This is a genomic window from Thermococcus prieurii (assembly GCF_054657655.1).
Window position 1 is genome coordinate 262,283 of sequence record NZ_BAAHYH010000001.1, and the last position, 21,219, is coordinate 283,501.

Consider the following 21,219-nt stretch of genomic DNA (forward strand, 5'->3'; position numbering starts at 1 on the left):
TCACCTCAGGCTCGTTATCTCCACCCTCCCGAACTGCCCCCACTCCTCCGAGAGGGCCTCGGGTTCATCGGTCAGGGCGAAGAAAGCGGGCCCCTTCCCGCTGAGCCCGGCAACCGCGCCGAGCCGCAGGGCGGTCCCGATGGGTTCCGTGGGGTGGCCGAGGAAGGCCGAGTACACCAGGCCGTTGATCACTAGGGCCCTCCTCCACTCGCCCCGGGCGGCCATCTCGAAGGCCTCCCCGATGTAGGGGGCTATGGACGAGAAGTCCAGGCCGGAGAGGTCAGCGGTCATCAGGGTCTCCTCGGGTATCAGGAGGACGAGAGGCTCTGACTCAACCTCCTCCCGCTTAATCAGCTCGTCCCTCACGTTGTCGGTCAGGCAGAGGCCCCCGAGAAGGGAGGCTGACGCGTCGTCAAAGGCCCCGGTGATGGTGACCCCCGCGAGCCTCGCCGCCTTCACCCCGAGCCTCACGGCTTCAACTGGCTCAATCTCGATCCCGAGGGCATCGCAGAGCGCCAGAACGAGGGCGTTTGCAGCGGCGGAGCTGCTCTTGAGGCCCTTTCCGACGGGGATTTCGGAGCTGATCTCGAACTCGATCCCGAAGTCCTCCCCGGTCTCACGCCTCACCACGTCAACGACCGCCTCAACGAGCCGGGTGTCCCCGTAGCTCTCCCCTCTAACGGTTATGCTCCCGGATATCCCCCCGTCCGTGAGCCTCACCCTGGCCTCGGTCCAGAGGTCTATCCCGACGGCCGCGCCCTTTCCGGTGGCGAAGGCGTTAACAACTGTGACGGCGCTACCAGCTCTTCCGTAGCTCCTCAAGGGCGGCCCCCCTCATCAGCTCTGGATCCGCCTTTTTTCCGGTCCACAGTCGGAAGCTCTCCACGCCCTGGTGCACGAGCATCCAGAGCCCGTCGACCGTTACGCAACCCCTCTCGGCCGCCTCCCGCAGGAGCCTCGTCCGCAGGGGTTTGTAGGCTACGTCCATGACCACCAGCCCCTCCCTCAGGAGGTCCGCCGGAACCGGGCTCTCGTCGGAGTTCATGCCGACGGACGTGGCGTTGATGAGGATGTCGGCCTCTCTGATGTAGCGCCTCAGGTTGTCGGCCGTCAGGGCATCCCCGATGACGCCGAAGCGCTCGAGCGCCCTGGCCTTCTCGGGAGTTCTGTTGAGGACAACGACGTTGGACGTCTTCGAGAGCTCGTAGGCTATGGCCCTTCCTGCCCCGCCCGCACCGAGTACGAGGACGTCCTTCCCTTCCAGCCGCGTCACCATTTCGAGGGCCCGCCTCGCGCCGATGCCGTCCGTGTTGTAGCCGAGCAGCTCGCCGTCGTTGACGATGGTGTTCACGCTCCCTATCTCCTCCGCGTCTCCAGAGAGCCCGTCGAGGTGCTCCATTACAGCCGTCTTGTGCGGCATCGTGACGTTCAGGCCCTTCACCCCCAGTCCCCTTACGCCCTCAACGGCCATTCCGAGCCGCTCGGGGGGACCTCGAAGGCGAGGTAGACCGCGTTTATCCCGAGCTCCCTGAATGCTGTGTTGTGCATCGCTGGGCTGAGGGAATGCCGGACAGGGAATCCAATTACGCCGTATAGCCTTGTCTCAGCGTCCATTCAGCATCACCAGGAGCCTCTCGAGCTCCTCCACGCTCATCTGACCGGGCGCCGCGGAGCCGTCGATGGAGGCATAGGTGAAGGGGGCAAGGAGTGCGCTGAACAGCCGGGATATCCTTCCGAGAGGCCCCATGCAGAAGGCCACCAGGTTGTCGGCCTGCTCATAAAGCCTAAGAACCCTCACGTTGTCCCTGAGCTCCCTCGCCGTGGGAACTATCTTTATCACGTCAGGGTCCATCTCCTCCATGTCGTCGAGGATCCCTATCAGCCCCCCGAAGGTGGGGGTCTTTTCAAAGTCGTGGTGGGAGAGGATGACGCCCACCTTTTTCCTCCTCGCCTCCTCAATGACCTCGCCCGCTATCCCGGAGTAAACTTCGACGTCAACGTACCTCGGTCCCAGCTCCATCGCCCTTCTGTAAAACTCGAGCCTCTCCTCCTCGGGGATCCTTCTGTATCCTCCCTCCTCGGCCCTCCTGACCGTGAGGATCAGCCGCTCCGCATAGGGCTTGAGCGGGGAGAGATCGAAGGATTCGAAGTGGTCGAGCCTGACCTCGTAGAGGTCGGCTCCGCTTCCCTCTATCTTTGCTGCCGCTTCCCTGGCGTCTCTGGCCAGCACAACACCCGCTATCATCTTACCGCCTCCAGGGCCCTCCTCACAACATCCTCTTCCACTTCCTCAACGGTTACCTCGCCGATGTCAACGGGGACGACGAAGGTCAGCTTTCCGTACCACGACTTCTTGTCGAGCCGCATCTCCCTCAGCACTTCGTCCGGTTCGAATGGGAGCCTCGTAGGCAAGCCCGAACTTCTCGAGGAGCTCCCCGACCTTCCCGGGGTCGAAGCCGTACAGGGTCTCGCCGACCCTCGCTGCCACCATCAGGCCTATCGAGACCGCAAAGCCGTGCTTTATCGTGTAGTTCGAGAGCTTCTCTATGGCGTGGGCGGTGGTGTGCCCGAGGTTCAGGACGCGCCTCTTACCGCCCTCCCTCAGGTCCTCCTCAACGACCCTCAGCTTAACCCCGGCGCAGGCCCTCACGAGCTCCGGGTCGATGTCCTCAACTGATCCGAGCCTTTTCAGGAGGGAATGGACGTTGCCGTCGAGGACGCCGTACTTGACGACCTCAGCCATCCCGTTCAGGAGCTCCTCCCTCGGGAGGGTGGAGAGCGTTTCGTGGGCTATCAGCACGAAGTCCGGGAGGTAAAACGTGCCGATCATGTTCTTGCCGTTGAAGTTGACGCCGGTCTTTCCACCGATGGCGGCGTCCACCTGCGCCAGTAGCGTGGTCGGCACGAGGCCGAGCATCGTTCCGCGCATGTACGTCGAGGCTACAAAGCCCGCTATGTCGGTGATGACACCTCCGCCGAGGCCGATGAGGAGGGACTTCCGCGTGAAGCCCAGCCCCTGCAGCCTGGCCCAGATCTCCTTCACCGTTTCGATGTTCTTGTGCTCCTCGCCGTCGGGAATTACAATGGCCTCCGCGTCAATCCCCTTCAGCTTTCCGAGCCACAGCCTCTCAACTGTCGTGTTGGTCAGTACGACGGTTCTGTACGGGGAAAGCTCGGAAACGAGGGAAGAAAGGTCGGAGAGGGTCCCGAACTTCACCCCTTCCATCCGAGGCCCTCCAGCTCCTCGAGGAGTTTGGCGAAGCCGTCAAAGGTCAGCTGCTGGGCCGAGTCCGAGACGGCCTTTTCCGGCTCGGGGTGAACCTCGACGATTATGCCGTCTGCCCCAACGGCGTAGGCCGCCTTGGCCAGCGGGATGACGAGGCTCCTTTTTCCAGCTGGATGTGATGGGTCGACGACGATCGGAAGGTGGGTGAGCTCCCTGGCAACCGGCACCGCCGAAATGTCAAGGGTGAAGCGCGTTGAGGTCTCGAACGTCCTTATGCCGCGCTCGCAGAGGATCACGTTCTCGTTGCCCTCGCTCATTATGTACTCTGCCGAGTAGAGGAGCTCCTGAACCGTGTTGCCCATGCCCCTCTTGAGCAGCACGGGGTTGTCTATCCTCCCGACCTCCTTGAGGAGCTCGAAGTTCTGGGCGTTCCTGGCACCGATCTGGACTATGTCTGAGTACTCCGCGACGAGGGGAACCTGCCTGGTGTCCATTACCTCCGTCACCGTCACGAGCCCGTACTCGTCGGCGGCCTTTCTCATCCATTTTAGGGCCTTCTCGCCGTGGCCCTGGAAGGAGTATGGGCTCGTCCTGGGCTTGAAGGCGCCGCCCCTCAGGACCTTCACGCCCATCTCCGCGAGAAAGCCGGCCACCTTCGTTATCATCTCTTCACTCTCGACGGCGCAGGGGCCGGCCATTATCGTGAAGCCATCACCTATTTTAACGTCTCCAACCTTCACCACGGTTTTATCCCTGTACTCCCTGCTGTACTTCACTCAGACCACCCCTTCAATCCTTTTCACCACGTGTTCGGCCGTGAGGCCGTAGCGCCCCAGAAGGGAGAAGTAGTCCCTGCTCGACCTTCCGAACTCGGTCGTGCCTATCCTAACCACCCTCCTCGGGAGCTTCTCTGAGAGCACCTCCGCAACGGCTCCTCCGAGGCCGCCGTAGACGCTGTGCTCCTCCATCGTGATGACGGTATCAACCTTCCTCGCCATCCTGAGGAGGGTTCTCTCGTCGAGGGGCTTCACCGTGTGCATATCGATTACACCCGCATCGACGTTCCTCCCATCCAGCGCTTTGGCAACCTCCAGCGCCACCGAAACCATCACGCCGTTTGCTACTATGAGGACGTCGCTCCCCTCCCTGAGGACGCTCGCCCTCCCGAGTTCCAGCTCGGGGTTTTCGTAGACCCTCACCGCGTGATCCCTGCCGAGCCTCATGTAAACCGGCCCCTCGTGCTCTATAACCTGCTTGAGCAGGACGGGAACGGATGGAGCGTCTGCGGGCACGACAACCGTCATGTTCGGCAGCACGCGCATCAGGGCTATGTCCTCGAGGCACTGGTGGGAGGAGCCGTCCATGTGGTCGGAAAAGCCCGAGTGCGTCGGTATGAGCTTGACGTTGAGGTTGTCCCTCGCCACGGTGTTCCTTATCTGCTCCCAAGCCCTCATGAGGAAGGCGGCGAAGGCTGAAACCACTGGAACCTTTCCCGCTATCGCGAGACCTGCCGCCGTTGACACCATGTCCTGCTCGCTTATCCCGACCTGAATAAAGCGTTCGGGAAAGGCCCTCTCGAAGTATATCGTCTTCGTGGAGCTCTTGACGTCTGCATCCAGCACCACGAGCCTTTCGTTCTCTTTCCCGAGCTCGACCAGTGCCCTTCCAAAGGCCTCCCTGAAGCTCTCTATCACCCCTCCCACCTCACGATTATGACCTTTGGCCTGCCCTTTATGCTCTCCGCGTAGTCGAGCGCCTCCGCTATCGCGTCCTCCCTGTTCGGGACCTCAATGACCACCCAGCCGAACGCCCGCCATTTTTCCGCTAGGGGCTCCTTGTTGAGGATCTCCTCGGTTTTCCCGGTGAGCTGGAAGTAGTTCCTGTCGACGATCGCTATGACGTTGTCCAGTCCGTGGTGTGCCGCCGTCATCGCGGCCTCCCAGACCTGTCCCTCGTCGAGCTCTCCGTCTCCGAGGATGACGTATATCCTGCCCTCCTCTCCGTCCATGCGCTTTGCGATGGCCATCCCGTTGGCCACAGAGAGCCCCTGGCCGAGGGAGCCGCTGGAGACCTCTATGAACGGCAGGCCGCGCATGACGTGGCTCGGCAGGCCGTCGATGTCCGCGAAGCTGTAGAGCTCCTCGTCGCTCAGCAGACCCATCTCATGGAGCATCACGTAGAACGCGGGAGCTGAGTGTCCCTTGCTCAGTATAACGGTATCTTCCGGCCTCTTTCTCCTGAGAACCGCGGCGAGTATATCCAGGCAGGTCTCGGAGGAGTCGAGGTGGAAGTTGTTAACCCCTCCGAGCATGGCCCTAAGCTTGGTTCCCCTCACGGCTTCACTCATTTCCATCCACCTCTAGAATGCTGAGAACAAGCATTCCATGCTCGGTAAGCCTAACAGGCCTCGGGTTGCTCTTCGTGCCGTAGTCAATTAATCCCAGCTCCTTGAGTATCCTTGCGTTCAGCTTCAGGGTGGAGAGGGGCCTGTTTTCGCGCCTGCTGAGCTCCTCGAGGAGCGAGTTGAGGGAGCGGTGTCTGCCGTTGATGCTCCTCAGTATCAGTCTCTGGTTTTCGTTCAAGGCCCTCAGAATCAGCTTTCTTATCACTTCGTCCCCATCAGGATCCATCAATATTGGTGGGGCATTATCCATTGGTGGGACATCACCGATCACCAAAACTGAGGAGTAGGGAAGCTTATTTAAATCCTTCGACAGGTTGGGCTGTCCATTGGCCTCTAAAAGGCACGAGGTCATCAATTTATTCAAAAACCGCCCAAAATTCTTCAGTTTCTAGTCATTATAACAAACAAATATCCAAAAACGTTATCTGGTGATGTAAAATGCACGCCGGTGATATGGCAGGGAGTATCGGTGGAGCCGTTGCAAGGGCCCTGAGTGAGGCGGGGCACGAGGTCATAGCGACGCGCAGAAACATCAAAAAGGCGGTGGTTTGAGGATGTAAACGGCTGGGTCCCTAACGACGGCCGAGACGTGCAGGCCCGCCTTGTGGGTGAACGCGTTTTCACCGACTATCGGCCAGTTCGGTGGGTTCTCACGCCGGTTATCTCCTCCACGAGCCTGCTGAGGGGGTAGAGCTTCTCGACCTCGTAGTGGTAGTGGAGAACCCTAAGAGTTGCGCGAGGTCAGCTATCCAGTCCACTCCCCGATGCCGTTCACGGTCGCATCGACGAGGGTCACGCCGACCTCGTCGAGGGCACCCCTATCTTCAGCCTGTTCTCAGGCGAAAAGTTCACTCCCGGTGTCTGCTCCCCTTCCCTCAGCGTTGAGTCGAGCACCATTATTTTCACGCTTAATAGGCATCACCCATCACCGCGGGTGTTATATAAATTTTTCAATGATTTACCTTGTTTATCGAATAAACCTTTAAAATCAAGAAATTTTAAAAATATTTTTTAGTTTGTTACTAATTTTTTCGAATAATTCTGGAGGGATGTAAAAAAAGTGGGGGCCGGGTAAAGGACGACCTTTCCAAATAGAAAGGTTCAGGAGAGGAGCCCGGCGAGAAGCTTTACGCCCTCGCGTATCCTGTCAATCTGCTCAAACGTGAAGTTCAGCCTCATCTCGTCCCTCCTCGGGTCGAGGGCATAGAACGCGCTCCCCGGGACGTAGGCCACTCCCCGCTTTACCGCCTCCTCGAGGAGCTCGTCCGTGTTCTTCCCCGTCCTCAGCCACACGAACATCCCACCCTCGGGCTCCGTCCACTCGACGTTTTCGGGCATGAACTCCTCGAGCGCTTCGAGCATCGCCTCCATCTTGGGCCCGTAGGCCTCCCTCAGCCTCTCTATCTGCCGCTCGAGGAGGCCCTTCTTCATGAAGAGGAGCGTCACGTACTGGCCGAAGCTGTTGGTGCAGACGTCGGCGGTCTGCTTGGCCACTTCGAGGCGCTCCATGAGCTCTTCCGGCGCGTTCAGCCACGCTATCCTGAAGCCGGGCACGAAGACCTTGGAGAAGCTCCCGAGGTAGACGGTCCTGTCGGGCGCAAATGCCCTAACGGCTTTGACGGCCTTTCCTCTGTATCTCAGCTCACCGTAGGGGTTGTCCTCCACGATGAGGAAGTCGTAAGCTTCGGCGAGCTCGGCAAGGGCCTTTCTGCGCTCCTCGCTCATCGTAACCCCGGCAGGGTTCTGGAACGTCGGCACCGTGTAGAGGAGCTTAACGGTTTTTCCTTCGGCCTTCAGCCTTCTCAGCAGGTCTTCAAGCCTTTCAACGTCAATCCCCTCCCCGTCGAGCGGCACCTGCTGGAAGGCCGGCTCGTAAATCTGGAACGTGTTGAGAGCCACGAAGTAGGTCGGCGCCTCAACTATAACCACGTCGCCCTGGTTCACGAAGGCCCTCGCGACGGTGTCAATCCCCTGCTGGGAGCCGTGGGTCACCATGATTTCATTCGCGGAGGTTCTGACGCCCCACCGCTCCATGTAGCGCGCTATCTCGTCCCTGAGCTCCCTTAGCCCGAGGGCGGAGCCGTACTGGAAGGCGAGGGGATTTTCACTCGCCTCTGCCACGAGCTCCCTCAGCTCCTCCATTGGGAACAGCTCCGCGCTCGGCACTCCACCGGCGAAGGATATGGCTTCCCCGCCGCTTACAAGCGACAGAACCCTCCTGAGGGCGCTCGTATCAACATTTTGAATTCTCTGTGAGAACATAGCATCACCTAAAACCCGAATTTATACCTTAAAATGATAAACCTTTTCGGCATTCCTCTGTCGTTTTGACAAACTACTGTCGGAATCACGTGAAAAATTAGTCAAAACATCAGAACTCGTTGAAGCTCACGACCTCCTCAAGCTTTTTCCTCTCGTACTTTGGCTTCGGGTCCGCAGGGTAGCCGACGGGCAGAATCGTCTGGAGCTTGTAATCTTTCGGGACGTTCAGGAGCTCTTCGACCGGCTTGGGATTAGGGGGAGTATAGGTTACCGTTCCGAGGCCGAGCTCTTCGAGGGCGAGGAGTAGGTATCCGACGGCAATCCAGGTCGATTGGAGCCAGTACGGCGCTTTGGTGTGGCCGAAGACGAGGATTAAGTAGGGCGCCTCGCTCAGGAACGGCTTCTCCGGTTTGAAGCCCTTGGCGTTGAGCCACGCCATCAGGTCGCCTTTCGTTCGGGAGTAAAACTTCTCCTCTTCCCTCTCGCAGAGCTCCCGTATTTTCCCCTTCAGCCAGTCATCGTCGATAACAACAAACCTCCAGGGCTGGGCGTTCATTCCGCTCGGCGCTTCCTTTGCAGCCTTTAGGGCCTTTAGGATGTCTTCCCTCGGCGGTTTATCCGGAAGAAAACTCCTCACGGTCTTCCTTCGCCTCGCCAGCTCAAGGACGTGCATGGCATCACCGGGATAAAATAGGGGTCGGCAGTTTTAGGGGTTTGGGTGTCCTGGCAGAATTCAATTCAAGGTGCCTTTCCCTCGGCCTCACCGGGATTTTAATCGGCCTTCACTACTCGGACTCCCCTCCTCCCGGCGATACTCCTCAGACACAGGTAGAGCACCGCTAGGGGGTAGAGGGGTTTTGGAACAGCGTAAAAGATAACACCCTCCGGAGTCCTTCGAGAGATGAGCTTGTAAAACCTCGGGTCGAGCCCTTTCGCCCGCAGGAGCTCCTTTTCGTACTTCAGGTGAACCTCGATGACGGTATCGAGGGCGTTCTCCGAGGCCTCGCGGCGTTTCCTCAGGGTCTCAACGAACTCCTCACAGGTCTCCGCGTTCTCGTCTTCGAAGAGAAAGTCCTCGAATACGAGCCGTCTCTCCCGCCATCTTATCTTTCTGCAGAGCTCTAGCATCAGGTCGTAGTATTCGAGGTCGTGAACCCTATAGAGAACCTCTGAAAGAGTGTACGTTCTCCAAGAGCGTCCCCTAACTCGAAGGGCCCATCCGAACGCTTCAGCGAGAACCTTCCTCCTCTCTTCTTCGCCATCCAGACAGTCCAAAACTCTCAGCAGAATCTCGACCTTCCTTCTAGGCTCGGGAATAATGTATGCCCTTCTCCACACTCTGCGGGCGCGCTCGGATGTGCACTCCCCTAGGTATTCCTCAAAAATCCGCTCGAGTCCCCATGAAATGTCATCGGGGGCATCGATGAGTGATAGAACCGTATTGACTGCCCTGTTAAGCCCGTCCCTCTGAAGGAAAGCGAGTGCAAGCTCCACAACGTTATGGGTGTAGTTGAGCAGCTTCATTTCATCAAGCCCCGTTCGGTTCACGCTCCGGAGCATTGTCTCCGCATCTTCGAGCCTTCCTGCGGTTATAAGCTCCCCAACCCCCATCCTCGTCACCCGGATTTTGTGGATTCCCCGTAGTACTTTAAAAAGTGTTATTCACACATAGTTCTGCGGTAGTTAATAACCTTTTGGTCGTGGTGTAAAGTCAGCGACCGCAAGCCCTATATTCTCCCACCCCAAGTGCCTTTGATGACCCGGAAGCTTGCTCTGCTCGCGCTCTTATTCATCCTCCTCGTTGCCATCCCCCTAATCGAGCCCCCAGCCCGAGCTCCCACTCCCGATGCCTCCGCGATGAGGGCCTTCCTCCAGTCCCAGTACGTCCCCGAGGCGGGCCTCCTGAGGGCTTCCGTGACCTCCTATCCGGATAACGAGACGATATGGCTCGCCAACGACAACATTCTGGCCGTTAGGGCGCTGAAACTCCTCAACTCAAGCCTCTGGAGGAACGTGAGCCGCTCGCTCGCGGCCTACGGCGTCTCTTACAATGGCAGGGTTGACCCTCTCCTCGGCAGACCGCTCGACGGCTTTTACTGCCCCGAGGTCAAAACGCTCGGCAGGGTTAATTCGAAGAGGTTCAACGCGACCTTCACGTTGAAGCTCGAAACCGCGAACCGCTCGTGCGTTATGCGTGACTGGCGCTCCTACGCCGATTTGGTCGTTTACGGTGCCTTGAGCGACCTCCTTCGGGGGAAGAGGGATGAAGCGTTTCGCCTCTACTCCCGTCTGCTCTCCATGTGGGACGGCAACGGTTTCAGGGACAAAGCCTTCTCCGGCGTCTACCAGTCCTACAAGTGCGCCCTCTTCGTCTACCTCTACCGGGCCCTTGGAGAGCCGGGGGAGGGAAGAAGCGTTTACCTATCCTGCTCCCGGATTCTGACGGCGCTCCAGTCGAAGGACGGCGGGATTGTGACGGGCTACGAGGTCAAAGATGGGAGAATAATTCCCGTCGGAGACCCGAACACCGAGACGACTTCCATGACTGTAATAGCCTTCTGGGCACCGTTCCCGGAGGGTTAGCTAAACGTAGAAGACCATACCATCGTAGGCGACGAGAACTTTGTTCCCCCATCTCTTCCGCACGTAGTCGGTTAGCTCAAGGAACGGCAGGTTCTTGTGGGAGATGTGGCTCAGAACGGTTCTTTCAGCTAATCTAAGCCCGAGCTCGGCCGCTTCGTCAACGTTGTTGTGATAGGGGTCATCGAAGCCGGGTGGATAGGTGGCATCCACAATCGCCAGCCTGAGCGGGGCTTTCTTTTCTAAGAACTCCCGTGTCTCCGCAGGAAGGCCCTTGGTGTCATAGAGCAGAGCCACGCCCTTCCCGTCCTCCTCGATGAGGTAGCCGAGGGTTTCAACGCCGTGGTTCAACTTCAGTGCCGTAATCCTCAGCGTGTCGAGCTCGACCGTTTCGAAGGGCCTGAGCGTTCTCGGGCGGAGGTTCTTGGGGTCCTGCAGGATTAGCGCGTCGGCGCTTCCCTCCGGCGCATAAAGGACGGTCTCCCTCGCCATCCAGCGGAGCTTGTAGAGCCCGTAGATGTGGTCGTGGTGCCAGTGGGTCAGGAAGATGGCCTCCAGCGGGACGTTGAGGAAGTCCCTTATATCGGTCCCGACGTCGAAGAGAACGGCTTTCCTGTTGTCAGTAATGACGGCGAGCGTTGAGGGCCTTCTCTGGGTGAAGCCGAACTTTCTCGCCTCGCTGCAGGTCGGGCAGGTGCAGAGGTGGGCCGGAATCCCTTCGCTTCCGCCGGTGCCGATGAAGTAGACGAGCATAAGGACCACCAAAGTATTTTACAGGCATAAAATAGAGGCTCCTTTTATAAACGTTCCTCGACTTTAACCGGTTTCACCTTCAGAACCTCAACGTACCGTTTAAAGCCGGCCTCGTCAACGATGTGAAACTCGAAGGGATGATAATCCGGGAGGCCAGCGAGCTCCTCGATTCTGACCTCGAGCTCAGCCCTCTCGCGCAGGTTCCGGGGGGCTTCCTTCACCTTTATGAGCAAATCGACGTCGCTTCCGGCCGTGAACTTGCCTGTAAGGACGCTTCCGAAAACGTAGAGCTCGCACTCTCCGAAGACTTCCTCGCAGGCCCGTTTTATGGCTGGAAGATACCTGCGGTAGTTTTTAATCATGAGGTAACGCCTTCTCCCCATTCTGATGAGACTACTTTGAACTTCCTCTTTCGAACGCATCCACGAGCCCCTCCACGAAATCCATAACCTCAAGAACGAATCCCATCAACTCCTCGGCGTCTTCCCGGTGATAAGCCCTCGGCTCGTAGCGGGCGCCCGTGTAAGCTTCCTCCAGTTCCCGTAGAATTCTCCGATTCTGCCTCACGAACTCCGCAACCTCATCCTCCGCGCCCAGTGCATCCCCTACCCCCTTGAGCAGCTCCCTCACTGAGTGGGTTCTCAGCCTCACGTCGGAGTATTTTACTATAAGTGCCTTGAGGTAAAGCTGGAGGGCCTGCTCGGCCAAGAAAACGGCGGTGTCGTACTTTTCACGCTCGAACGCCTCATTGGCCAGTTCAAGATAATCTTCCGAGCGCCTCAAAAGGGTCTCGACTTCCTCGTAGTGCATCCCACCACCGGAACTACTTTAACGGTTCCGCCTTAATACCTTTCGTTATGAGGTTCATCGCCGACATGATGCTCGGAAGACTCGCCCGCTGGCTCAGGCTCTACGGCTACGACACGCTCTACGGAATCGAGGACGACGACGAGATAATCGAGGTTGCCCGGAAAGAGGGTAGGGTAATCCTCACCAAGGACGTCGCCCTCGCAAAGAAAGCTGAAAGGCTCGGCGTCAAAGCTTTCCTCCTTCGCTCCAACTCGCTTGAGGGGCAGGTTGGAGAACTGAAGCGCCTCGGCGTCCAGTTTGAAGAGCTCTTTCCAGCTAACGCGCGCTGTCCAAAGTGCAACGGACCCATAAAAGCGGTTCCAAGGGAAGCCGTTAAGGGCAAGGTCCCGCCGGGGGTCTATGAGAGCTACGACGAGTTCTACGTCTGCCAGAACTGTGGACAAATCTACTGGCCGGGAAAGCAGTGGAGGGAAATGCTGAAAATGGATAAAAAGCTGAGGGGATTAAAATGAGGTGGGAGGACTGGAAGCCCTTCTACCTTCGCATCGTGAGGGAGATGGGCTACTCAATCGAGGAAGACCGGAAGTCAGCCGAGCTACTACGCTCGCTCCTCCTTGAGAATGATGAGTACCTCCTCCGAGAGGAGTTTGAGGTGGTAATCGGTCGGAAGGTTTACGTTTTCGGTGCGGGTCCAAGCCTTGAAAAGGCCTTGAAGGAGTTCGAATTCTCGGACGGAACGCTCGTATCTGCCGACGGCGCGACGACTGCTCTGCTCGACTTTGACCTCGTCCCGGACGTAATCGTTACCGACCTCGATGGAAGGATTTCGGACATAAAGCTCGCCAACGACAAAGGTTCCTTCCTCGTCGTCCACGCCCACGGGGACAACAGGGATAAGCTCGTCTCCTACGTCCCGTTCCTGTCGAGAATCCTCGGCACCTGTCAGACCGAGCCCCTTGACATAGTTTACAACTTCGGGGGCTTCACAGACGGCGACAGGGCGGTCTTTCTGGCTGAAGAGCTCGGGGCCAGGGAAATACTCCTGGTCGGCTTCGACTTCGGCGAGACCGTTGGAAGGTGGAGCAAACCCTCGCTGAGGGAGCACTCGCCGGTTTGGGAGAGCAAGCGCAAGAAGTTCGAGTTCGCGAAGGAACTGCTGGAGTGGCTGGAGAAAAACGGGAGGGCGAGGATTGAGTATCTTTTCCCCGAGGTTGGGGATTAAAATCCTGCCACAAACATCTGCCAGGGATAAAACGCTATCCTATCGCCCACATCATACTTGCTACCCAATACGATGCCTTTCTTTGCCTTTAGCCGCTCCATACTTCTTTCAACTTGGTCTTTCCTGACCTTGCCGAGGCCAACTTCAACGACGACCCTTTCCCCGCCCAGCTCGAGAACGAAGTCTGCCCCGCCCTTGCCGGGTTCGTAGCAGAGTTTGCCGTTTCTGGACTTTGCGAGGAGGAACAGATAGAATGCCACGACATCTTCGAGCAACGAGGCAAAGACTTCCTTCTTCCCGAGACTGAAGCCGGAGCCAAAGAGCAGGGCCGACTTTATTGGGACCGCTGTAAACTTTATTTTCGGGCTTTTCCGTCTTGCTTTTGAGAGCGAACCGCAAGGGGGAATCCTCTGCACGAGACCGGCCTTCTCAAGGGCATCAATCAGCTTCATAACGGTTCCTTTGGCCAGACCGAGGGTCTTTGAGAGCCTCTCGTAGCTGAAGCGTTCCCCTTTTGGCGTTGCAAGCAGGTGGAGGAGGTCAAGGGTTTTATCAAGTGTTTCTGCATCGAACTCGTGCACGTCCCTGAGGTCACGGTAGATAACCCTGTCGAGCATCGCGGTCAGGCGTTCGTAGACTTCCCACTCCTCCATTTCGAGAATCAATGGCATCGAGCCGGCCCTTACGTAGAGCTCCACATCTTCCGTTATTGGGGGCATTGAAACACCCTGCCCCTGAAGGATTCTCCCAATTAGTTCGGGAAGTTTGTGACCGGTTTTGAGGAGGTGGTATTCCCTGAACGTCATCGGGAAGAGCTCCCTGTGCAGTGCCCGTCTCGCGAGGTCGGGGCTTTCTCTGAGCTTTATCGCCGATGAACCGGTGGCAATTATGAGAAACCGCCTCTCATCGTGGAGGAGTTTGAGCTTTAAATCCCAGTCCCTTTCGTATTGGACCTCATCAAGCAGGAGCACCGCGTTCTTGGGTTGAACAAGACGCCGGTAAGCTTCAATTACCTCCAACAGTTCCAGACCAAGGGCCTTCAACCTGTCGAGCGAGAGGTAAAGGACGTTGTTCGGGCTCGTTCTCTTCAGGGCCTCAAAGTACAGCTGGGCGAGAAGGGTCGTTTTCCCAACTCCCCGTATGCCGAGCAGAAGAACAGTGTCTGGAGTTCCCTTTTCAAGATACGCGTTCAGTTTTGAGGAGAGCCAGCGATACAACTCCCTTTTGTGGGGCTTGTTGTACGGAGCGAGCAGGTTTTGGGTGTTGAGGAAGTGCTCTAAAATAAAGTCATCAGGTTGAACCATAACATCACCATTTTGGTTATTTGAATGACCAAATTTATAAAGGTTGCCCAAGGGAACAAACGTCGGAGTGCTGAAACAGGGGCAAAAACGGGAGAGGACGTGGTTTTACTCTAAAATCGGAAATGGGAGAATCAGCTCAAATCCTTGAGCTTCCTGACCTTTCCGCCCTTTATCTCGACGTAGCCGAGCCTCTTGAGGAGCCTGAGAGTCTCCTCGAAGGAGTCGCGCGAGTAGTTGATGACGAGCGTCCCCTTTGGTGTTGGCACCGCTATCGGCGAGGCCCTTAGGAAGCCCCTGACGAGCTCCTCCTCAGGGATTTTCTTGTCGCCGAGGGCCTTTAGGATTTCTTCAGCGAGGATTGCCCTACCGACGAGGGCGAAGTAGACCTTCAGCAGGTAGTCCTCTGGGAAGTACTTGCTCGCTATCTTTCCGAGGGCGTTCACCTTGGCGATGTTCAGCTCAAGGATTTCGAACTCGTGCTCTATGACGAGGTCAACGAAGGCGAACTGCTTCACCTGTTTTTCCACGGCCTCTGGATTGTGGACGAGGTTGAAGGGGAACTTGAACTCGAACTTCAGTTCATCGACGCTGATTCCCTCCTTGAGCCTGACGTTGACGCCGTCGTACTCTATCGCTCCGTTGCGGTAGAGCTGGTCGAGAAGCTCAGCCACCCAGAGGCCCTCCTTGAGGAGCTCGTCGGCCTTCTCGCCGGCCTTGAGGTGCTCAAGGACGTGGTTGAGGCTCTCCCTGAACGAGAGGAAGCCCTCTTTTATCGCCTCGACGTCGGCCCCCTCAAGGTTCTCAATCTTCTCCTCGATTTCCCTGAGCGTTCCCTCGATGAGGTAGCCGACGAAGGCCTCGTAGCCCTCCCTTGAGCGGACCTCGAAGCGTATCCCCTCCTTCCTGAGCTCTTCGATGAGCGACCTTCTGATGGCTTCGTTCTTCGTGACGAGTCTCATACAACCACCTGAAGGGGGAACGGTGGTTTGTTTATATCCTTTTTGAAACCTGTCTTTCACGGTAGAAATGGCAGGGAAAAGAAAGGGGAGGCGGGTGACGGTACCTGGCCGCGGCCTTTAGTATCACTGACAGTGATACCATATTATTGGCGACCATTGAAGTTAATAAACTTTTCCGTTCTTCTCTCGTCATAGTGTCTTGTTACCGTGTCTGGCACCCGGGAAAGTATTAAAAGCCCCCAACATAGCAACGGCGGGGGTGGCTATGAGCGAGAAGCAGTACCTGCTCGACAAGACGCTGGAGCGCTGGAAGGGTAAGAGAGTAGCGGTCGGCGTTGGGAGCGAGACCAGCTTTTCGGGAATCCTTGAGGATTTTGACGAGGAGGTAATCCTCCTGAGGGACGTCAACGACTACGCCGGCAACAGGGCCAAGGAGCTGATAGTCAAGATAGACGACCTCAACTGGATAACCCTGCTGTGAGGTGGGAGCATGAGGGGAGTTGCCTTCGTCGGCTTCAAGAAGAGCGGGAAGACAACGACGGTTGAGGCCGTCGCGAGGGTTTTGAAGGAACGTGGCTACCGCGTTGCGATAGCGAAGAGCATGCACGCCGACTTTGACAGGGAAGAGAGTGACACCTGGCGATTCTCGAAGGTGGCCGATGTGGTTCTCGTCAGGGCCAACGACACCGACGCGCTCCTGTTTAAGGCCAAGGACATAAACGCGCTCTTCTCAATGGTTTCGGCAGACTTCCTCCTGCTTGAGGGATTCAAATCGATACAGCACGTCCCCAAGGTGATATGCGCGAGGAGCGAGGAGGACGTTAGGGAGCTCACCGACGGCCTCGCCATAGCGGTGAGCGGGGTTATATCCTCGACGGGTGTTGAGGAAATTGACGGCCTCCCCGTCATTGACGCGACGAAGGAACCCGAGAAGCTCGCCGACCTCGTCGAGAAAAGGGCCTTCATGCTCCCCAACATAGACTGCGGCCTCTGCGGCTTCAAGTGCGCTGAGATGGCGAGGATGATAATTAGGGGCGAGAAAACGCTCAAGGACTGCGTTGTGCTGAGCTCGAAGCCCAAAGTCACGGTCAAGATAGACGGGCAAATTCTGCCGATGAAGGACTGGGTGCAGGAGCTGGTAGAGAAGACGATAAAGGGCATGCTTTCGGCCATGAAGGGCTACCGCGAGGGTAGGAAGATAGAGATAGTGATTAGGGACGAGTGAGCTCGATTTATGATTCTAAGTGACCTCAATCTCAACCTCCTCCACATCTCCCTCCCCCAGAATCCACGCCCTAACGTCCCCTCCCGGGGTGACGATAAGCCAGGGAACTCGCCAGTTCCTCATTCCCTCCAAGTCACGCTCACTCGGCACGGGCGGGCATTTGAGATGGGAGTGGAAGATTCCGACAACTTCGAGGCCCCTCGCTTCGGCCTCGTCGAGAACTTTAACCATCTCCTCCGGTTCCATCTCGAAGGCGCTCGGTGAGTCGAGCCGGTTCCTCACCTGCTTGGCCTCAAGGACCAAAAAGTTTATTTTCTCTGGCCCCTCCTTTCGTCCAAGCAGGAAGCCGCAGACCTCAACGTTGGTGTTTTTGGCCATCTTGATGAGCATTTTGATAATCTCACGCCTTATGATGAGCCTCATGTGACAAATCTGACCCCAATAAACTTATAAAGTTTGACAATATGACAAACCTTGCGGTGATACCATGAGGTGGGCCCTCACCCTCCACGGCGGGGAGGAGAGCGGGAAGACGATAGTGTTCGAGGCCGAAACGGCCGACGAGGCGAGGAGAATAGCCGTTCGGGAACTCAAGCGGAAGGACGCTGTGGTTTACGAGCTTGAGAAGCTCGAGTGACTTCTATTTCTTAACTTCCCTGCATACCTCAGCACATTGGTTCTCATGTTTTTAAATGTTCTCTGATGCACTTTTTTGTTCGCACTATTATGTTCACTAATGTTTTATTATGGTCAATAATGTTTTTAAAACCATGCATCAACTCCTCACTGTCAGTGATACATAGGGGTGATGGCATGCTTGTGAGGATTGTCTACTACATGAACAACACCCTGCCCAAGGAAAAGATAGTCGTCACCAACGACATAAAGAAGGCCGAGAGAATAGCGAGGGAAGAGATGGTAAAGCTCCGCGCGAGGGGCTACGAGCTCGAGTGGGTTGCTTAATCAACCTGTTGAACCGGCCGTCCTTCATGCCCCTTGGTCTAGCCAAAACTTTTCCCGTTCTCTTTCCTGGATTGCCCAAAAAGAAAACGAGCGCAATAAAAAGTAGGGAGCAAATCAGCTCTCGCCCTCAATCTCAATGACCTTGACGTTTATCGGCAGTTCCTTGAGCTCGTTTACAACCCTCTCTGCGGCCCTGTTGGAGCGGGCGAGCATCACGAAGGCGACGTCGCCCTTGTAGCGGGCCTCGGTGAAGCTTATTATGTCGCCCCTCGCTATGCCATAGCCGATGGTCTTCCTGACCTCGTCCTCGTACTTGGTCACGAACTTCTCGGGTATGCTCAAGAGCACTCCGTAAATCATCCTATCACCTCCTTTCTCTTTTCAAGACCGAGCAGGAACAGGAGCAACCCGGTCCACGTGAGGATGAAGTAGAGCTTGAGGCTGAGCAGGTGGAGCGGGACGGCAATCAGCATTACGAGCCCACCGGTTCTCGCGTAGTCGCCCAGCCCCTTTCCAACGCGGTAGACGTAGTAAACTGCCAGCGTTTGGAGCGCCGTGAAGGCCAGATAAACCGCCCACCAGACCGCCGGCGAAACGTGAACCGGCGTTATTCCAAGGGTTTTGGCCCAGCCGGAGATGCCGAGGGCAATCTTCGCCCCGTAGAGCGGTATCGAGAGCCCTATGAAAAGGGCCGACCTCCTCCACTCCTCCCGGAATTCCTCCCACTCCCTCGCGAGGAGCAGGAGCGGGACTATCGAGAGGGGGTAGAGGTACATCATCAAAATTAGAGTGAGTATAAAAAGAAATTCGAGTCTTCTGATGCTCATAAAGTATCACCTTTTAGCAAAAGAACTTCTCTATTATTTTTATTTGTGATATGAAAGGCGAAAAATACAACTCATCATATCTACGCTGAGCATCTGCATAGTTATCATAAATTTCCTGCTTAATATCGCCAAATTCAGTTTCATATACGATAATCCAACACACCATCAAAACCTAGTCCCCTTGGAAATTTATAAAGATTGGGGCGGAGAGCCCCCCAGTTCAAATATTCGTTCGCTGGGTCTCGCGGTCACCCACGAGACTGCTTGAACTGCTCCTGTATCTTTCTGTAGTACTCCATCGTCTCCTTGCTGACGCTCGGTCCAATCTTCTTGAGGGCCTCCTCGAAGTCCTTCATGGTGACCTTGACCTTCCTCCTGATTTCGTCGGCCTTCATGCCGGGCTTGATGATGCCCTCCTGGAGCGCCCTCCTCATGGCGAGCATCGCGGCCTCTCTGACGATGGCCTCTATGTCGGCACCGGTGTAGCCCTCTGTTCTCTTGGCGAGCTCCTCGAGGTCAACGTCCTCGGCCAGCGGGACCTTCCTGGTGTGCACCTTGAATATCTCCAGCCTGGCCTTCTCGTCCGGAGCTGGCACGAGTATCAGCCTGTCGAACCTTCCTGGCCTCAGCAGGGCCGGGTCGATGATGTCCGGCCTGTTGGTGGCACCGATGACGACGACACCGCTGTTCTCCTGGATTCCGTCCATCTCGGTGAGGAGCTGGTTGATGAGCCTGTCGGTGACGCGGTTGACGTCGGTTCCCCTGCGCGGAGCTATTGCGTCAATCTCGTCGATGAATATCACCGTTGGAGCCGCCTGGCGAGCCTTCCTGAATATCTCCCTGATGTTCTTCTCGCTCTCGCCGACCCACTTGCTGAGCACCTCTGGGCCCTTGATGGCGATGAAGTTTGCCTCGCTCTCGTTCGCTACAGCCTTGGCGAGTAGCGTTTTACCCGTTCCAGGCGGGCCGTAGAGCAGGATTCCCTTTGGTGGGGTGATTCCAAGTCCCATGAAGGCCTCCGGGTACTTGAGTGGCCACTCCACAGCCTCGCGGAGCTCCTGCTTGACGTCCTCAAGGCCTCCGATGTCCTCCCAGCGGACGTTCGGCACCTCGAGGAGAACCTCCCTGAGTGCTGACGGCTCGACCATCTTGAGGGCCTCATAGAAGTCCTTCCTGGTGACCTTGAGCTCCTCGAGGACTTCCCTGGGTATGTGCTCGGCCTCGAAGTCAATCTTGCCCTCCTTGATGAGCCTCCTGAGCGCCGCCATCGCCGCCTCCCTGGCCAATGCCGCGAGGTCCGCTCCGACGAAGCCGTGGGTGACCTCGGCCAGCTCCTCCAGCAGGGCGTCGATGAGCCTCGCCTTGACCTCATCGTAGAGCCTCTCGTCGAGCTCCCTGAGGGCCCTCTTTATCTCCTCCTCGTCCTTCGCCTTCTCTACCTTCTCAATGGCCCTGTCTATAACGTCCCTGAACCTCTCGTCACCGCGGAGCTTCTCGAGTATCTCCAGCACCTTGTCCCTCCTGAAGTCGGGCTCGATGGGCATTCCCCTGGTGTGTATCTGGAGTATCTCCTTCCTGCCCTGCTTGTCGGGAACGCCGACCTCAAGCTCCCTGTCAAACCTTCCGGGCCTCCTGAGGGCCGGGTCTATAGCGTCTGGCCTGTTGGTGGCACCTATGACTATGACCTTGCCCCTGCTCTTCAGACCGTCCATCAGCGTCAGGAGCTGGCTGACGACGCGCTTCTCAACCTCGCCGTGGGTTTCCTCTCTCTTCGGTGCTATCGCGTCAATCTCATCGATGAAGATTATCGCCGGCGCGTTCTCCTCGGCCTCCTTGAAGACCTCCCTGAGTCTCTCCTCGCTCTCGCCGTAGTACTTGCTCATAATCTCCGGGCCGTTGATGGCTATGAAGTGGGCGTTTGCCTCGTTGGCGACGGCTTTGGCGAGTAGGGTCTTACCGGTTCCCGGCGGACCGTAGAGCAGGACACCCTTCGGGGGCTCGATGCCGAGCTTCTCGAATATCTCCGGGTGCTTGAGCGGGAGCTCAATCATCTCCCTGACCTTCTGGATGACGTCCTTCAGGCCACCGATGTCCTCGTAGGTAACGCCGAGCGTGGCGGTCTTGGCGACCTCCTTGACGGGCTTCTCGCTGACCTGGAAGTCGGTGAACTCGGTTATCTGGACTATTCCGGCTGGAGTCGTCGCGGTAACGACGAAGGTGAGCTCCTGACCGAGGATTCCTATCTTGATGTAGTCTCCCCTGACGACAGGCCTGCCGACGAGCCTGCTGTGGAGCCACTCGACGAAGTCTCTTCCAAACCTAATCGGCTCGGTTGGAGCAACAATGACTTTTTTCGCCTCCTTGACGTCGGCCTTCCTAACCGTAACCTCGTCGCCGAGTCCGACGCCGGCGTTCTTCCTTATGGTTCCGTCCATTCTGATGATGTTGAGTCCCTCGTCCTCTGGATAGGCGGGCCAGACGACCGCGGCCGTGTTCTTGGTTCCGATAATCTCGACTATGTCGCCGGGCTGGACGTTGAGCTCGCGCATGGCCTTCCTGTCAATCCTAACGATTCCCCTTCCAACGTCCCTCTGATAAGCGGACGCGACCTTAAGCTTGATTTCCTTCCTCTCGCTCATATACATCACCTCCGTTTGTGAGCGATGATTGTGACGGGCTTTATT

At 57.1% G+C, this 21,219-nt stretch carries 26 protein-coding genes and 2 pseudogenes; 7 read left to right on the plus strand and 21 right to left on the minus strand.

What is annotated here, in order from left to right; all coding sequences use genetic code 11:
* From ACYQ04_RS01560 to ACYQ04_RS01615, 12 genes and pseudogenes are all read right to left on the minus strand, one after another.
* Entirely contained in the window at nucleotides 1-822 is an 822-nt protein-coding gene (locus ACYQ04_RS01560; RefSeq protein ID WP_460126965.1) for a shikimate kinase, read from the minus strand.
* Nucleotides 797-1,614: pseudogene (locus ACYQ04_RS01565) on the minus strand (shikimate dehydrogenase). The gene ACYQ04_RS01560 and the pseudogene ACYQ04_RS01565 overlap by 26 nt, the downstream one beginning before the upstream one ends.
* Nucleotides 1,604-2,245 (minus strand): 3-dehydroquinate dehydratase, encoded by a 642-nt coding sequence (locus tag ACYQ04_RS01570; RefSeq protein ID WP_460126966.1) that lies wholly within the window; start codon nucleotides 2,243-2,245, stop codon nucleotides 1,604-1,606. The pseudogene ACYQ04_RS01565 and the gene ACYQ04_RS01570 overlap by 11 nt, the downstream one beginning before the upstream one ends.
* Nucleotides 2,242-3,226: pseudogene (aroB, locus tag ACYQ04_RS01575) on the minus strand (3-dehydroquinate synthase). The gene ACYQ04_RS01570 and the pseudogene aroB overlap by 4 nt, the downstream one beginning before the upstream one ends.
* A complete protein-coding gene (gene aroF / locus ACYQ04_RS01580; RefSeq protein WP_460126967.1) occupies nucleotides 3,214-4,002 on the minus strand; it encodes a 3-deoxy-7-phosphoheptulonate synthase in 789 nt (262 codons plus the stop codon). Before aroF ends, aroB begins: the two are co-directional and overlap by 13 nt.
* Nucleotides 4,003-4,920, minus strand: a complete 918-nt coding sequence (locus ACYQ04_RS01585) for a transketolase family protein (protein WP_460126968.1) — start codon at nucleotides 4,918-4,920, stop codon at nucleotides 4,003-4,005. It abuts the gene before it with no gap.
* Nucleotides 4,917-5,573, minus strand: a complete 657-nt coding sequence (locus ACYQ04_RS01590) for a 1-deoxy-D-xylulose-5-phosphate synthase N-terminal domain-containing protein (RefSeq protein WP_460126969.1) — start codon at nucleotides 5,571-5,573, stop codon at nucleotides 4,917-4,919. The genes ACYQ04_RS01585 and ACYQ04_RS01590 overlap by 4 nt, the downstream gene beginning before the upstream one ends.
* A complete protein-coding gene (gene tar / locus ACYQ04_RS01595) occupies nucleotides 5,566-5,880 on the minus strand; it encodes a TK0271 family transcriptional activator (protein WP_460126970.1) in 315 nt (104 codons plus the stop codon). The genes ACYQ04_RS01590 and tar overlap by 8 nt, the downstream gene beginning before the upstream one ends.
* A 282-nt stretch (nucleotides 5,881-6,162) precedes the next feature.
* Nucleotides 6,163-6,261 (minus strand): homocitrate synthase/isopropylmalate synthase family protein, encoded by a 99-nt coding sequence (locus ACYQ04_RS01600; RefSeq protein ID WP_460127256.1) that lies wholly within the window; start codon nucleotides 6,259-6,261, stop codon nucleotides 6,163-6,165.
* 470 nt (nucleotides 6,262-6,731) lie between these two features.
* Complete coding sequence (locus ACYQ04_RS01605; RefSeq protein WP_460126971.1) at nucleotides 6,732-7,892, minus strand: aminotransferase-like domain-containing protein; 1,161 nt, start codon at nucleotides 7,890-7,892, stop codon at nucleotides 6,732-6,734.
* Between the two features lie 109 nt (nucleotides 7,893-8,001).
* Entirely contained in the window at nucleotides 8,002-8,565 is a 564-nt protein-coding gene (locus tag ACYQ04_RS01610) for a nitroreductase family protein (RefSeq protein WP_460126972.1), read from the minus strand.
* Nucleotides 8,566-8,663: 98 nt separating this feature from the next.
* Nucleotides 8,664-9,512, minus strand: a complete 849-nt coding sequence (locus tag ACYQ04_RS01615) for a hypothetical protein (protein WP_460126973.1) — start codon at nucleotides 9,510-9,512, stop codon at nucleotides 8,664-8,666.
* A 135-nt stretch (nucleotides 9,513-9,647) separates the two neighbouring features.
* Between ACYQ04_RS01615 and ACYQ04_RS01620 the strand changes: the two genes are divergently transcribed.
* Nucleotides 9,648-10,475 (plus strand): hypothetical protein, encoded by an 828-nt coding sequence (locus tag ACYQ04_RS01620; protein ID WP_460126974.1) that lies wholly within the window; start codon nucleotides 9,648-9,650, stop codon nucleotides 10,473-10,475.
* Here ACYQ04_RS01620 and ACYQ04_RS01625 read toward each other — a convergent pair whose 3' ends face one another.
* The 3 genes from ACYQ04_RS01625 to ACYQ04_RS01635 are packed head-to-tail and all read right to left on the minus strand — an operon-like array spanning nucleotide 10,476 to nucleotide 12,035.
* A complete protein-coding gene (locus ACYQ04_RS01625) occupies nucleotides 10,476-11,225 on the minus strand; it encodes an MBL fold metallo-hydrolase (RefSeq protein WP_460126975.1) in 750 nt (249 codons plus the stop codon).
* 44 nt (nucleotides 11,226-11,269) lie between these two features.
* Complete coding sequence (locus tag ACYQ04_RS01630) at nucleotides 11,270-11,647, minus strand: nucleotidyltransferase domain-containing protein (protein WP_460126976.1); 378 nt, start codon at nucleotides 11,645-11,647, stop codon at nucleotides 11,270-11,272.
* Complete coding sequence (locus ACYQ04_RS01635) at nucleotides 11,619-12,035, minus strand: HEPN domain-containing protein (RefSeq protein WP_460126977.1); 417 nt, start codon at nucleotides 12,033-12,035, stop codon at nucleotides 11,619-11,621. The genes ACYQ04_RS01630 and ACYQ04_RS01635 overlap by 29 nt, the downstream gene beginning before the upstream one ends.
* A gap of 47 nt (nucleotides 12,036-12,082) precedes the next feature.
* Between ACYQ04_RS01635 and ACYQ04_RS01640 the strand changes: the two genes are divergently transcribed.
* Together ACYQ04_RS01640 and ACYQ04_RS01645 are read left to right on the plus strand one after the other, a co-directional pair.
* Entirely contained in the window at nucleotides 12,083-12,547 is a 465-nt protein-coding gene (locus ACYQ04_RS01640; RefSeq protein ID WP_460126978.1) for a Mut7-C RNAse domain-containing protein, read from the plus strand.
* A complete protein-coding gene (locus ACYQ04_RS01645) occupies nucleotides 12,544-13,257 on the plus strand; it encodes a 6-hydroxymethylpterin diphosphokinase MptE-like protein (protein WP_460126979.1) in 714 nt (237 codons plus the stop codon). Before ACYQ04_RS01640 ends, ACYQ04_RS01645 begins: the two co-directional genes overlap by 4 nt.
* On the opposite strand, the gene ACYQ04_RS01650 is transcribed toward ACYQ04_RS01645, so the two are convergent.
* Nucleotides 13,254-14,561 (minus strand): ATP-binding protein, encoded by a 1,308-nt coding sequence (locus ACYQ04_RS01650; RefSeq protein WP_460126980.1) that lies wholly within the window; start codon nucleotides 14,559-14,561, stop codon nucleotides 13,254-13,256. The two genes, ACYQ04_RS01645 and ACYQ04_RS01650, sit on opposite strands and share 4 nt — an antisense overlap.
* Nucleotides 14,562-14,692: 131 nt before the next feature.
* Complete coding sequence (locus ACYQ04_RS01655) at nucleotides 14,693-15,520, minus strand: hypothetical protein (RefSeq protein ID WP_460126981.1); 828 nt, start codon at nucleotides 15,518-15,520, stop codon at nucleotides 14,693-14,695.
* A 265-nt stretch (nucleotides 15,521-15,785) separates the two neighbouring features.
* On the opposite strand from ACYQ04_RS01655, the gene ACYQ04_RS01660 reads away from it, so the two are divergent.
* Both ACYQ04_RS01660 and mobB read left to right on the plus strand, forming a co-directional pair.
* Nucleotides 15,786-16,001: an LSm family protein gene (locus tag ACYQ04_RS01660; RefSeq protein ID WP_099211901.1), complete on the plus strand. Its 216-nt coding sequence runs from the start codon at nucleotides 15,786-15,788 to the stop codon at nucleotides 15,999-16,001.
* Between the two features lie 9 nt (nucleotides 16,002-16,010).
* Nucleotides 16,011-16,745 carry a molybdopterin-guanine dinucleotide biosynthesis protein B gene (gene mobB, locus ACYQ04_RS01665; protein ID WP_460126982.1) on the plus strand — a complete coding sequence of 245 codons (735 nt, stop codon included), beginning with the start codon at nucleotides 16,011-16,013 and terminating at the stop codon, nucleotides 16,743-16,745.
* A gap of 15 nt (nucleotides 16,746-16,760) precedes the next feature.
* Here the strand turns inward: mobB and ACYQ04_RS01670 are convergent, their stop codons facing one another.
* Nucleotides 16,761-17,168: a M67 family metallopeptidase gene (locus tag ACYQ04_RS01670; RefSeq protein ID WP_460126983.1), complete on the minus strand. Its 408-nt coding sequence runs from the start codon at nucleotides 17,166-17,168 to the stop codon at nucleotides 16,761-16,763.
* A gap of 64 nt (nucleotides 17,169-17,232) precedes the next feature.
* On the opposite strand from ACYQ04_RS01670, the gene ACYQ04_RS01675 reads away from it, so the two are divergent.
* Entirely contained in the window at nucleotides 17,233-17,382 is a 150-nt protein-coding gene (locus ACYQ04_RS01675) for a hypothetical protein (protein ID WP_173866255.1), read from the plus strand.
* A gap of 176 nt (nucleotides 17,383-17,558) precedes the next feature.
* On the plus strand, nucleotides 17,559-17,708 hold the full coding sequence (locus ACYQ04_RS01680) for a hypothetical protein (RefSeq protein ID WP_167728081.1): 150 nt from the start codon (nucleotides 17,559-17,561) through the stop codon (nucleotides 17,706-17,708).
* A 114-nt stretch (nucleotides 17,709-17,822) separates the two neighbouring features.
* On the opposite strand, the gene ACYQ04_RS01685 is transcribed toward ACYQ04_RS01680, so the two are convergent.
* The 3 genes from ACYQ04_RS01685 to ACYQ04_RS01695 all read right to left on the minus strand — a co-directional run bounded on the left by ACYQ04_RS01685 (nucleotide 17,823) and on the right by ACYQ04_RS01695 (nucleotide 21,174).
* On the minus strand, nucleotides 17,823-18,068 hold the full coding sequence (locus ACYQ04_RS01685) for a hypothetical protein (RefSeq protein WP_042690755.1): 246 nt from the start codon (nucleotides 18,066-18,068) through the stop codon (nucleotides 17,823-17,825).
* A complete protein-coding gene (locus ACYQ04_RS01690) occupies nucleotides 18,065-18,535 on the minus strand; it encodes a transposase (RefSeq protein WP_460126984.1) in 471 nt (156 codons plus the stop codon). Before ACYQ04_RS01690 ends, ACYQ04_RS01685 begins: the two co-directional genes overlap by 4 nt.
* A 248-nt stretch (nucleotides 18,536-18,783) precedes the next feature.
* Entirely contained in the window at nucleotides 18,784-21,174 is a 2,391-nt protein-coding gene (locus tag ACYQ04_RS01695; RefSeq protein ID WP_460127257.1) for a CDC48 family AAA ATPase, read from the minus strand.
* Nucleotides 21,175-21,219 lie beyond the last annotated feature (45 nt).

Coding starts and splice junctions, on each gene's coding strand:
- ACYQ04_RS01640 (WP_460126978.1), top strand. CDS start 12,083: ATGAGGTTCATCGCCGACATGATGCTCGGAAGACTCGCCCGCTGGCTC.
- ACYQ04_RS01670 (WP_460126983.1), bottom strand. CDS start 17,168: ATGAGGCTCATCATAAGGCGTGAGATTATCAAAATGCTCATCAAGATG.
- ACYQ04_RS01695 (WP_460127257.1), bottom strand. CDS start 21,174: ATGAGCGAGAGGAAGGAAATCAAGCTTAAGGTCGCGTCCGCTTATCAG.
- ACYQ04_RS01655 (WP_460126981.1), bottom strand. CDS start 15,520: ATGAGACTCGTCACGAAGAACGAAGCCATCAGAAGGTCGCTCATCGAA.
- ACYQ04_RS01660 (WP_099211901.1), top strand. CDS start 15,786: ATGAGCGAGAAGCAGTACCTGCTCGACAAGACGCTGGAGCGCTGGAAG.
- ACYQ04_RS01675 (WP_173866255.1), top strand. CDS start 17,233: ATGAGGTGGGCCCTCACCCTCCACGGCGGGGAGGAGAGCGGGAAGACG.
- ACYQ04_RS01605 (WP_460126971.1), bottom strand. CDS start 7,892: ATGTTCTCACAGAGAATTCAAAATGTTGATACGAGCGCCCTCAGGAGG.
- ACYQ04_RS01620 (WP_460126974.1), top strand. CDS start 9,648: ATGACCCGGAAGCTTGCTCTGCTCGCGCTCTTATTCATCCTCCTCGTT.
- ACYQ04_RS01625 (WP_460126975.1), bottom strand. CDS start 11,225: ATGCTCGTCTACTTCATCGGCACCGGCGGAAGCGAAGGGATTCCGGCC.
- ACYQ04_RS01630 (WP_460126976.1), bottom strand. CDS start 11,647: ATGCGTTCGAAAGAGGAAGTTCAAAGTAGTCTCATCAGAATGGGGAGA.
- ACYQ04_RS01570 (WP_460126966.1), bottom strand. CDS start 2,245: ATGATAGCGGGTGTTGTGCTGGCCAGAGACGCCAGGGAAGCGGCAGCA.
- ACYQ04_RS01645 (WP_460126979.1), top strand. CDS start 12,544: ATGAGGTGGGAGGACTGGAAGCCCTTCTACCTTCGCATCGTGAGGGAG.
- tar (WP_460126970.1), bottom strand. CDS start 5,880: ATGGATAATGCCCCACCAATATTGATGGATCCTGATGGGGACGAAGTG.
- ACYQ04_RS01635 (WP_460126977.1), bottom strand. CDS start 12,035: ATGCACTACGAGGAAGTCGAGACCCTTTTGAGGCGCTCGGAAGATTAT.
- ACYQ04_RS01690 (WP_460126984.1), bottom strand. CDS start 18,535: ATGAGCATCAGAAGACTCGAATTTCTTTTTATACTCACTCTAATTTTG.
- mobB (WP_460126982.1), top strand. CDS start 16,011: ATGAGGGGAGTTGCCTTCGTCGGCTTCAAGAAGAGCGGGAAGACAACG.
- ACYQ04_RS01590 (WP_460126969.1), bottom strand. CDS start 5,573: ATGAGTGAAGCCGTGAGGGGAACCAAGCTTAGGGCCATGCTCGGAGGG.
- ACYQ04_RS01610 (WP_460126972.1), bottom strand. CDS start 8,565: ATGCACGTCCTTGAGCTGGCGAGGCGAAGGAAGACCGTGAGGAGTTTT.
- ACYQ04_RS01650 (WP_460126980.1), bottom strand. CDS start 14,561: ATGGTTCAACCTGATGACTTTATTTTAGAGCACTTCCTCAACACCCAA.
- ACYQ04_RS01685 (WP_042690755.1), bottom strand. CDS start 18,068: ATGATTTACGGAGTGCTCTTGAGCATACCCGAGAAGTTCGTGACCAAG.
- ACYQ04_RS01680 (WP_167728081.1), top strand. CDS start 17,559: ATGCTTGTGAGGATTGTCTACTACATGAACAACACCCTGCCCAAGGAA.